The sequence below is a fragment of the Amycolatopsis sp. NPDC058340 genome (genome assembly GCF_042723975.1).
Classification (GTDB): domain Bacteria; phylum Actinomycetota; class Actinomycetes; order Mycobacteriales; family Pseudonocardiaceae; genus Amycolatopsis.
The window spans coordinates 98,698-108,080 of record NZ_JBHXIB010000026.1; the positions used below are offsets into that span (position 1 = coordinate 98,698).

The 9,383-nt window shown below is 69.2% G+C and carries 9 protein-coding genes; 5 read left to right on the plus strand and 4 right to left on the minus strand.

All coding sequences use genetic code 11. The features are described 5' to 3' along the window. Positions 1-52: 52 nt before the first annotated feature. The 4 genes from ACFWIW_RS26025 (at position 53) to ACFWIW_RS26040 (ending at position 4,704) form a co-directional block, all read left to right on the plus strand. A complete protein-coding gene (locus ACFWIW_RS26025) occupies positions 53-1,021 on the plus strand; it encodes a hypothetical protein (protein ID WP_378370844.1) in 969 nt (322 codons plus the stop codon). Between the two features lie 30 nt (positions 1,022-1,051). Continuing rightward, positions 1,052-1,378, plus strand: a complete 327-nt coding sequence (locus ACFWIW_RS26030) for a hypothetical protein (RefSeq protein WP_378370845.1) — start codon at positions 1,052-1,054, stop codon at positions 1,376-1,378. Positions 1,379-1,422: 44 nt separating this feature from the next. After that, complete coding sequence (locus ACFWIW_RS26035) at positions 1,423-3,735, plus strand: FdhF/YdeP family oxidoreductase (RefSeq protein WP_378370846.1); 2,313 nt, start codon at positions 1,423-1,425, stop codon at positions 3,733-3,735. 81 nt (positions 3,736-3,816) lie between these two features. Then, positions 3,817-4,704 carry a hypothetical protein gene (locus ACFWIW_RS26040; protein ID WP_378370847.1) on the plus strand — a complete coding sequence of 296 codons (888 nt, stop codon included), beginning with the start codon at positions 3,817-3,819 and terminating at the stop codon, positions 4,702-4,704. Positions 4,705-4,710: 6 nt separating this feature from the next. Here the strand turns inward: ACFWIW_RS26040 and ACFWIW_RS26045 are convergent, their stop codons facing one another. Genes ACFWIW_RS26045 through ACFWIW_RS26060 form a run of 4 tightly spaced genes read right to left on the minus strand, consistent with a single transcriptional unit; the run spans position 4,711 to position 8,406 of the window. Beyond that, on the minus strand, positions 4,711-6,114 hold the full coding sequence (locus ACFWIW_RS26045) for an LCP family protein (RefSeq protein ID WP_378370848.1): 1,404 nt from the start codon (positions 6,112-6,114) through the stop codon (positions 4,711-4,713). A gap of 48 nt (positions 6,115-6,162) precedes the next feature. Further along, complete coding sequence (locus ACFWIW_RS26050) at positions 6,163-6,906, minus strand: SDR family NAD(P)-dependent oxidoreductase (RefSeq protein ID WP_378370849.1); 744 nt, start codon at positions 6,904-6,906, stop codon at positions 6,163-6,165. A 13-nt stretch (positions 6,907-6,919) separates the two neighbouring features. Then, the gene (locus tag ACFWIW_RS26055; RefSeq protein ID WP_016332363.1) at positions 6,920-7,048 is read right to left on the minus strand and encodes a hypothetical protein; all 129 of its coding nucleotides are present in this window, start codon (positions 7,046-7,048) and stop codon (positions 6,920-6,922) included. Then, a complete protein-coding gene (locus ACFWIW_RS26060; RefSeq protein WP_378370850.1) occupies positions 7,045-8,406 on the minus strand; it encodes an OFA family MFS transporter in 1,362 nt (453 codons plus the stop codon). The genes ACFWIW_RS26055 and ACFWIW_RS26060 overlap by 4 nt, the downstream gene beginning before the upstream one ends. A gap of 101 nt (positions 8,407-8,507) precedes the next feature. Between ACFWIW_RS26060 and fdhD the strand changes: the two genes are divergently transcribed. Then, positions 8,508-9,353 (plus strand): formate dehydrogenase accessory sulfurtransferase FdhD, encoded by an 846-nt coding sequence (gene fdhD, locus ACFWIW_RS26065; RefSeq protein ID WP_378370851.1) that lies wholly within the window; start codon positions 8,508-8,510, stop codon positions 9,351-9,353. Positions 9,354-9,383: the final 30 nt, after the last annotated feature.

The window sequence follows — 9,383 nt, forward strand, 5'->3', positions numbered from 1 at the left end:
CCGTTCCCAGCCGATGAGGGGATGTCGTCACGCACTGGGGAGGGGCGGGTTCTTGGAAGACCGGCAGCTGGAGACGCATCCGGATCTGATCGATCCGGAATGGCGCAAGCACGCGGAGCGCGAAGCCCGGCTCGGCGCGAAGAAGGACCTCAAACGGCGCCGGAAGCAGCGGCCGCGCCGCCGGTTACGGATGACCCGCAAGGTCGTCGTGGTCCTGTTCGTGACCGGGACCGTGGCGGTGCTCGGGGCCGCGACGGTCGTCGTGCAGCAGATGCGGGGAAGTTCCGATCCGGGGCAGCCTCCGAAGGTGGCCCCGGTGGTCATCGGCGTCGACCTCGCCCGGCCTTACGACCGCACCCCGGCCGCGAACTGGAGTGAAGGCCTCGCCGGGATCACCGTGCCGCCGGGGCAGGCCGTCGGTGACTTCACCGCGCAGGAGGTCGACGCCGCCTATCGCAAGGCGACGGAGGCCATCGCGGCCGCGCGGCTCGGCTCCCGTGCGCTGAGCGGCGACGGCTCGGAACTGCTCGCCCTGCTGACCCCGAACGAGCGCGCCCGGCTCGAAGCGACGCTGACGAGCGCACCCACCGTCGAGAAGGGCGGTTACCTGACCCTCCTCGGGACGAATCGGCTGCTCCCGGCGCGGCCGCGCATGACCGGTTTTCTCACCGCGAAGGCCGGTCGCAAGGGCGAGCTGATCGTCCACGCGAGTTACGTGACCGCGTACGCCTTCGACGTACGCCCGGGTGAGGCCCGCTCGCCGGTGGACATCGTCCCGTTCGTCCGCGACGAGGAGGACTACGTGCTCCGCAAGGCACCGTTCGCGAAGGGTGACGCGGGACTCAGCCTGGGCGCAAGCTCGGGCTTCACCTCACGCATGGCCTGTGACGCCATCAAGACCGGCGTCCTCGCACCCCAGTACGCTGACAAGAGCGCGCCCAATTACGGCGTTCCCGCTGTCGACGAAGCCGCCACCTACGACCCGACGAAACCCATGCCGACGAGGGACACCTGCCGGTAGCCGGCCGAAACCCTGGGGAAGAGGACCGAGATGGACGAAGAGGACCGGCGGATCGAGACCCATCCGGATCTGATGAATCCGGACTGGCAGAAACACGCAGAACGCGACGCCTGGCTGGGCGCGAAGAAGGAACTCAAGAAGAAGCGTCGTAAGCAGCAGAAGGCCGCCGCGGCCTCCGGGGGCGGCTACTCCGCGCCGGGGACGAGCCGGTGGCCGGGCATCGCGGCGCTCGTCGGCCTGATCGTGCTGGTCGTGGCTGCGGTGACGGTGAACGCGGTGCAGGAACGCGGCGTCAACGAGACGCCCTGGTTCCCGCTCGACGAATCGCAGATCACCCGGCTCGTCACCGACGCCTGACCCCCTCGGTCGCGCGCGGAAGCGGCAAGGCGCACGATGGGGGCATGACCCGCGAAGCACCCGCGAACGACGTTGACGAGACACAGCTCGAAGTCGGGAAACCGAAGAGCTGGGCGGCCGGGATCCCCGGTGTCGCCGTCTCCCTGATGCGCGGCATGGAGCAGATGGGCGCCGCGCGCACCGTGAAGACGCTGCGCCTGCTGAACCAGCGCGACGGTTTCGACTGTCCGGGTTGCGCCTGGCCGGAGCCGCGCGAGGTCGACGGCGAGCACCGCAAACTCGCGGAGTTCTGCGAGAACGGGGCGAAGGCCGTCGCCGAGGAGGCGACGAAGCGCCGGGTCGGCCGCGAGTTCTTCGCCGCGCATTCCATCCACGAGCTCGCGGACAAGACGGACTACTGGCTCGGCCAGCAGGGCCGCATCACCGAGCCGTTCGTGTTGCGCGAAGGGGCTTCGCACTACGAACCGATCTCCTGGGACGACGCGTTCACGCTGGTCGCGGACGAACTGCGCGCGCTGAGCGACCCGAACGAAGCGATCTTCTACACCTCCGGCCGCACCAGCAACGAGGCCGCGTTCCTCTACCAGCTGCTCGTGCGCTCCTACGGCACCAACAACCTGCCGGACTGCTCCAACATGTGCCACGAGTCCTCCGGCGCGGCGCTCGCGGCCACGACCGGGATCGGCAAGGGTTCGGTGTCGCTCGCCGACATCCACAAGGCGGATCTGATCGTGGTGGTCGGCCAGAACCCCGGCACCAACCATCCGCGCATGCTGTCCGCGCTGGAAGAGGCCAAGGGCAACGGCGCGAAGATCATGGCGGTCAACCCGCTGCCCGAAGCGGGCCTGATGCGGTTCAAGAACCCGCAGAACGTCCGCGGCGTGGTCGGCAAGGGCACCCCGCTGGCCGACGAGTTCGCGCAGATCCGGCTCGGCGGCGACCTCGCGCTGTTCCAGGCGATCGGTCATCTCCTGCTGCAGTGGGAGCAGGAGACCCCCGGCACGATCGTCGACCACGCGTTCATCGAGTCGTCCTCCGAAGGGTTCGAGGACTACGCGAAGCACCTGCGCGAGATCGACTGGACCGAGGTCGGCACCGCGACCGGGCTGCCGCGTGAGCAGATCGAGCGGCTGGCACGGATGATCGCGACGTCGAAGCGGACCATCTACTGCTGGGCGATGGGCCTGACCCAGCACAAGCACGCGGTGCAGACCATCTCCGAGATCGCGAATCTGGCGCTGATGCGCGGCATGATCGGCGAGCCGGGCGCGGGCCTGTGCCCGGTGCGCGGGCACTCCAACGTCCAGGGCGACCGGACGATGGGCATCTGGGAGAAGATGCCGGAATCGTTCATGGACAGCCTCGACGCGGAGTTCGGCATCAAGGTGCCGCGAGACCACGGTCACGACACCGTCGCCGCGATCCGCGCGATGCGGGACGGGCACGGCAAGGTCTTCTTCGCCGTCGGCGGCAACTTCGCTTCCGCCACCCCGGACACGGAGCTGACCGAAAAGGCGCTCAAGTCGTGCTCGTTGACCGCGCACGTGTCGACGAAGCTCAACCGCTCACACGTCGTGCCCGGCAAGACGGCGCTGATCCTGCCCACCCTCGGCCGCACGGAACGCGACGTCCAAGCCGGCGGCGAACAGTTCGTCACCGTCGAGGATTCGATGTCGCAGGTGCACACCTCACGCGGCAGGCTGGCCCCGGCCAGCGAGCATCTGCTCTCCGAGGTCGCGATCATCTGCCATCTCGCGGAAGCCCTGCTCGGCGCCGGGCACGCCGTGCCGTGGCGGGAGTTCCACGCCGACTACGACCTGATCCGCGACCGGATCGCGAAGGTCGTGCCCGGCTGCCACGACTACAACGCCCGGGTGCGCGAGCCCGACGGGTTCGTCCTGCCGCACGCGCCGCGCGATTCCCGGCAGTTCAACGGAACCGCGAACGGCAAGGCGAACTTCACCGTCTCCGAGCTCGAATACCCCGAGGTGCCCGAAGGCAGGCTGCTGCTGCAGACGATGCGCAGCCACGACCAGTACAACACCACCATCTACGGCCTTTCCGACCGTTACCGCGGTATCGAGGACGCGCGGCGCGTGGTGCTGGTGAACCCCGAGGACCTGGCCTCGCTCGGGCTTTCCGACGGCGCGATGGTCGACCTGGTCTCGGAATGGCGGGACGGCGACCGCCGGGCCCCGCGGTTCCGGGTGGTCTCCTATCCGACGGCGAAGGGCTGCGCGGCCGCGTACTTCCCGGAGGCGAACGCCTTGGTGCCGCTGGACGCGGTGGCGGACAAGTCGAACACCCCGGTGTCGAAGGCGATCGTGGTACGGCTGGAGCCGGTGACCGCACCATAGGCCGCCCTCTTGGCGGTGCCGCGCGGCACCAAGCGGGGTCCACCGTGAAATGGCCCACCCCTTTCGCGGAAAGGCCTTGCCATGTCACGAAGATCGACCTTGCGTTGCTTCGCCGCCCTGGCCTCGCTCTTGCTCGTCGCGGTGCTGCCCGGCGCGGCCACCGCCGCTCCGGGCGCACCGCCGCCGCTGCCGTTCGTCTCCCAGCTCGACCTGTCCTGCTACAAGACCGAAGGCTACAAACCACCATCGGTGGAGCTCACCCTCAAGCACCTCAATCCGGTGCTCGGGAACCTGCCGGTGGAGACGGTCAAGCTGGGTGAACGCCAGCAGCTTTGCGTGCCGGTCGCGAAGAACGGCGTGATCCCGCCGCCGGGGATCATCGACTTCGTCCGCTGGGTGGATCTGTCGTGCTACCGGATCGAAGGCCGCACGGTGGACTTCCCGTTGACGCTGAGCCATCTGAACCCCGTCGTGCAGAAGCTCGGCATTCAGGACTCGCACGTGACCATGTTGTCGCCGGAGCAGTTGTGCGTCCCGGTCGCGAAGAACGGGAAGCTGCCGCCGCCGGAGATCCTGTCGTTCGTGCGGCACATCGACCTCGAGTGCTACGCCTTGCGCGTCCTCGGCATCCCCACCGTCCCGTTCCCGCTCACACTGGGCCATCTCAACCCGGTGCTGGCCGACCGGCCGAAGACGGACGTGAAGGTCGGCAACGCGCGGCAGTTGTGCGTCCCGGTGGCGAAACGCGGTGACGAGATCCCGCCGGAGGTGCTCGGCACCGTCCAGTGGCTGGATCTGGCGAAGGCGGATGTCAGCACCGCGCCGAGCGTGGTCGGGCCGGTCACGCTGAAGCTGACCCACCTGAACCCGGTGCTGGCCCACCTTCCCAGCGAGGCCGCCGTGATCACCGAGCCGGTTCAGCTCGGCCTCCCGGTCGCCAAGAACGGGAAGATCCCGCCAAGGGAGTGACGCGGCTCAGTCGATGCAGTCGGCGCCTTCGGCCGTGATCGGCGGCTCCGCGAGCGCGCCCGTCGCTCCACCGCCCGCGGAGACGCCCGGTCCTTTGTAGACCTGGCCGAGGACGACCTCGACCTGGCCCGCCGCGACCGAATCGGCCTTCTGGAGGTCCAGTCCGCCGAGCAGTTTCGCGATCTCCGCGGCGGGCCCGGCCGCGTCGCTGTACCGGACGACCGACGTCCGCCGACCGGCCTCGGCCTTCGTGTCGCCCTTGCCGTATCCCTTCTCCGCCAAGAGATCCGAGACGCGGGCGGCGAGACCGTCCTTGCCGCTCGCGTTGACGACGTCGACCTTGGGCCCGGCCGGCGCCTGCGGTGTCGCGGGCTGGGCGCCGATCAGGGAGGCGGCGAACGCGCGCACCTGGGCGGGGTCGACCTGCACGGCGGTCCAGGTCGGATGCCGGGGGTCGTAGCGGTAGTCGGGGTTGACCACCGGGATGGTCTCGAACGCGATCCCGCCGCCGGACACGCCGCGCATCTGCCGCACGAAGTCGAGCAGGTTCCACGACCCGTCGAGCACGACCGAACGTTTCACCGCGTCGATCAGGTCGGACACGCGCGCCGGGTTGGCGAGGGTCCCGCCGGAGAGCACCTGCTTCGCCAGTCCCGCGAGGAACACCTGCTGACGGCGGACGCGGTCGAGGTCGCTGCGGGGCAGGTTCTTGCGCTGGCGGACGAAGGCGAGCGCGTCGGCGCCCGCGATGGTCTGCCGCCCGGCGGGGAAGTCCGCCCCCGAATCGCGGTCCTTGGTCGCCTTCTTCAGGCAGACCTCGACGCCGCCGACGGCCTTGCTGATCTCGTAGAAGCTCAGCAGGTTGACCTCGGCGAAGTGGTCGATCTTGACGCCGCTGAGCTCCTCGACGGCCTTCAGGGTCGCCTTCCGCGCCGCGGTGATCGCCTGTTTGTTGATCTCGGCCTTGTCGGTCTTGCCCGCGGCTCGCTGCTCGTTGGCCGAGGCGAACTTGGTCCGGCCGAAGATCTCGTTGATCTTGCTCTTGTCCTTCGTGCCCGGCTGCGCGACCCACGAGTCACGCGGGATCGAGAACGCCTTCACCGCCTGCTGCCCGTTGGGGATGCGGAGCACTATGAGCGTGTCGGTCAGGTCGTCGCCGTTCGCCCCGGCCCGCAGTTCGCGCAGGATCTCCGGCGGGAGCGGCCGGTCCTGGTTGTCGGTCCGCGCGTCGCGTCCGACCAGCAGGATGTCCAGCGAACCGTCGGCGGGCTGCTCCCCCGGATCCGGCGCCTCGATCACGTCCTCGCGGGTGATGCCGTCGAGCGACTCCAGCGTCGTGTATCCGTACGCGGTCCCGCCGAACACCGCCACCGCCAGCGCGGCGACCAGGACCTTCCCCAGCTTGTGCACGTTCCGTAGACGCGCGGGAGGCCTTCAACGCTGCATAGGTGATCCAGTTCACATCCGCAGATGCGACGCGCCGTTCAGGTCGAGGATCGCGCCGGACGCCCACGCGGCCTCGCCGGAAGCGAGGTAGAGCACCGCGGCCGCGACCTCCTCCGGCGTGCCGACCCGGCCGAACGGGCTCTCGCCCCGCGCGCCTTCGACCTTCGCCGCGACCCGGTCGGTCGCGGTGAAACCGGGCGCGACCGAGGTCACGGCGATCCCGTGCGGGGCGAGGGCGACGGCGAGCGACTGCCCCAGCGAGTGCAGCGCCGCCTTGCTCGCGCCGTACGCCGGGAATTCGGGCTCGCCCTTGAAGGCTCCGCGCGAGCCGATGTTGACCACGCGGCCGGGCGCGCCGCGCTCGATCATGTGCCGCGCCACGCAGTAGGTCACGTTCGCGGTGCCGTGCACGTTGACGTCGAACATCCGCCGCCAGACCCGCTGCCAGTCCTCATAGGACACTTCGGCGACAGGATGGGCCCAGGCCGCGGATGGCGCGAAGGCGGCGTTGTTCACCAGGACGTCGACGCCGCCCACCAGCGCCTCGGCCTCGTCGGCGACCCGCCGCGCCACTTCGGGCTCCGATAGGTCACCTTGGACCAGGCCGTGCCCGGAACCGGGCAGCTCGCCGAGCGTCCGCTCGGCGTCCTCCCGTTTCGAGGCGTAGTGGACGGCGACACGGTCGCCCTTTTCCGCGAACGCGCGGGCGATCGCACGGCCGATGCCGCGCGACGCCCCGGTGACCAGAACTCCCACGGGCCGACCCTACTCAGCCGCCGAAGAGCTGCACCACCTTGCGGAACAGTTCGTAGACGCCGTAGGCGAACGGGAGCGCGACCCACAGCCACGCGAAGACCATCAGCCCGGTGCGGCGGCGTTCGGGAACCTGTTCGGTCATCGGGCCTCACTCCTCGCGGGCTCGCCGGACGGCGCCGGCTCGTGGTACTTCGGGTTGACCGGGCGCACCAGTTCGTTGGCGACGAAGCCGACGACCAGCAGGCCGATCATGATGAACAGCGACGTCGAGTACAGATCCGGGCCGACCTTGCCCGCCGCCTTCTGGCTGTCGGCGATGGCGTTGACGATCAGCGGCCCGAGCACCCCCGCCATCGACCACGCGGTCAGCAGCCTGCCGTGGATCGCGCCCACCTGGTAGGTGCCGAAGAGGTCCTTCAGATACGCCGGCACGGTCGCGAAACCGCCGCCGTAGAACGACAGGATCAACATCGCGCACAGGACGAACACGAGCTTCGAGGCGTTGGTGGTCAGCGCGATCACGAGGTAGAGCAGGGCGCCGACGCCGAGGTACAGCCGGTAGATGTTCTTGCGCCCCACCAGGTCCGAAGTGGACGACCAGACGAACCGGCCGAGCATGTTGGTCAGCGAGAGCAACGCGACGAACCCGGCCGCGGCGGCGGTGCCGACCGGGGTCGAGGTCTCGCGGAAGAAGTCCGCGATCATCGGCGAGGCCTTCTCCAGGATGCCGATACCCGCGGTCACGTTGAAGCACAGGACCACCCAGAGCAGCCAGAACTGCGGTGTCTTGAGCGCGTTGCGCGCGGACACGTTCGCGGTGGTGATCATCGCGTTGCCGTGGTCGGTCTTCGGTTCCCAGCCCGTCGGCTTCCAGCCGTCGGCGGGGACGCGCACCAGCAGGATGCCGAGGGTCATGAAGACGGCGTAGACCAGACCGTGCACGAGGAACGCCGTCGCGACCGTCCCGATGGACCACGGCGCCGCGCCCAGCATCTGGGAAGACCACGGGGAGGCGATCAGCGCGCCGCCGCCGAAGCCCATGATCGCGATGCCGGTGGCCATCCCCGGCCGGTCCGGGAACCATTTGATCAAGGTGGAAACCGGCGAGATGTAGCCGATCCCGAGCCCGATGCCACCGATCCCGCCCCAGCCGAGGACGACGAGCCAGTACTGCGAAGTCGCCACGCCGAGCGCGGAGAGCAGGAAGCCCGAGCTGAAACAGACCATCGAGACGAACATCGCCCAGCGCGGCCCGTTGCGTTCGACCAGCGTGCCGCCGAAGGCCGCCGACAACCCGAGCATCACGATGCCGAGCTGGAACGGGAGCGCGCTCTCCGTGCCGGTGAGGCCGAGGGTCTTCTCCAGCGGCGGTTTGAAGACGCTCCACGCGTAGGCCTGCCCGATCGACAGGTGGACGGCCAGCGCGGCGGGCGGCACCAGCCAGCGGCTCCAGCCCGGTGATGCGACGATGCGGGAACGGTCCAGGAAGCCGACAGCCATCCGGCGCCTCCGTACTCTGAGGATGTGCACTGGGAATGTATTACTTAATTCCCGACGTTGCAGTACTCAAGTGTCGAATAACCGGTCAGAAGGGTGGACAAGTGGGCAGGGTGACGGTGCGGCGTCCGGTGCGGAAGATCTCCGCGACCAAGGACGTGCGGCGCCCCGACGCGCTCGCGGCCGAAGAACCGCTGGAGATCCGCGTCGGTGGCAAGGCACTCGCGGTCACCATGCGGACACCCGGCAACGACGTCGAGCTCGCGCACGGGTTCCTGCTGTCCGAAGGCGTGCTCGCCGCGCGCGAGGACGTCGCGGTCGCGCGGTACTGCGACGGCGTCGACGACCAGGGCCGCAACACCTACAACGTCCTGGACATCGCGCTGGCCGAAGGGGTCGCTCCGCCGGAGACCGGCGTCGAGCGGAACTTCTACACCACGTCCTCGTGCGGCGTCTGCGGCAAGGCCGCGCTCGACGCGGTGAAGCTGAAGAGCCGGTTTTCCCCGGAGAAGTCCGAATTCGCGGTGAGCACCGACGTGCTGGCGAAGCTCCCGGACACGCTCCGTGCGCACCAGAAGGTGTTCTCCAGCACCGGCGGCCTGCACGCGGCCGCCCTGTTCGACGGAGACGGGAACCTCGCCGTCGTCCGCGAAGACGTCGGCAGGCACAACGCCGTCGACAAGGTGCTGGGCTGGGCACTGCAGGAGGGCCGGATCCCCGCGGCGGACACCGGGCTGCTGGTGTCCGGCCGCGCCTCGTTCGAGCTGGTGCAGAAGGCGGCCATGGCCGGGATCGGGCTGCTGGCGGCCGTCTCCGCGCCGTCGTCGCTGGCCGCGGAACTGGCCGAGGAGAACGGCATGACCCTCATCGGTTTCCTGCGCGGCGACAGCATGAACCTCTACACCGGGGAACAGCGGGTGCTCGGCCTCGTGAGTGGCGAGGACGGTTAGAACCGTCCTCGCCACTCACGAGGCCCTTAC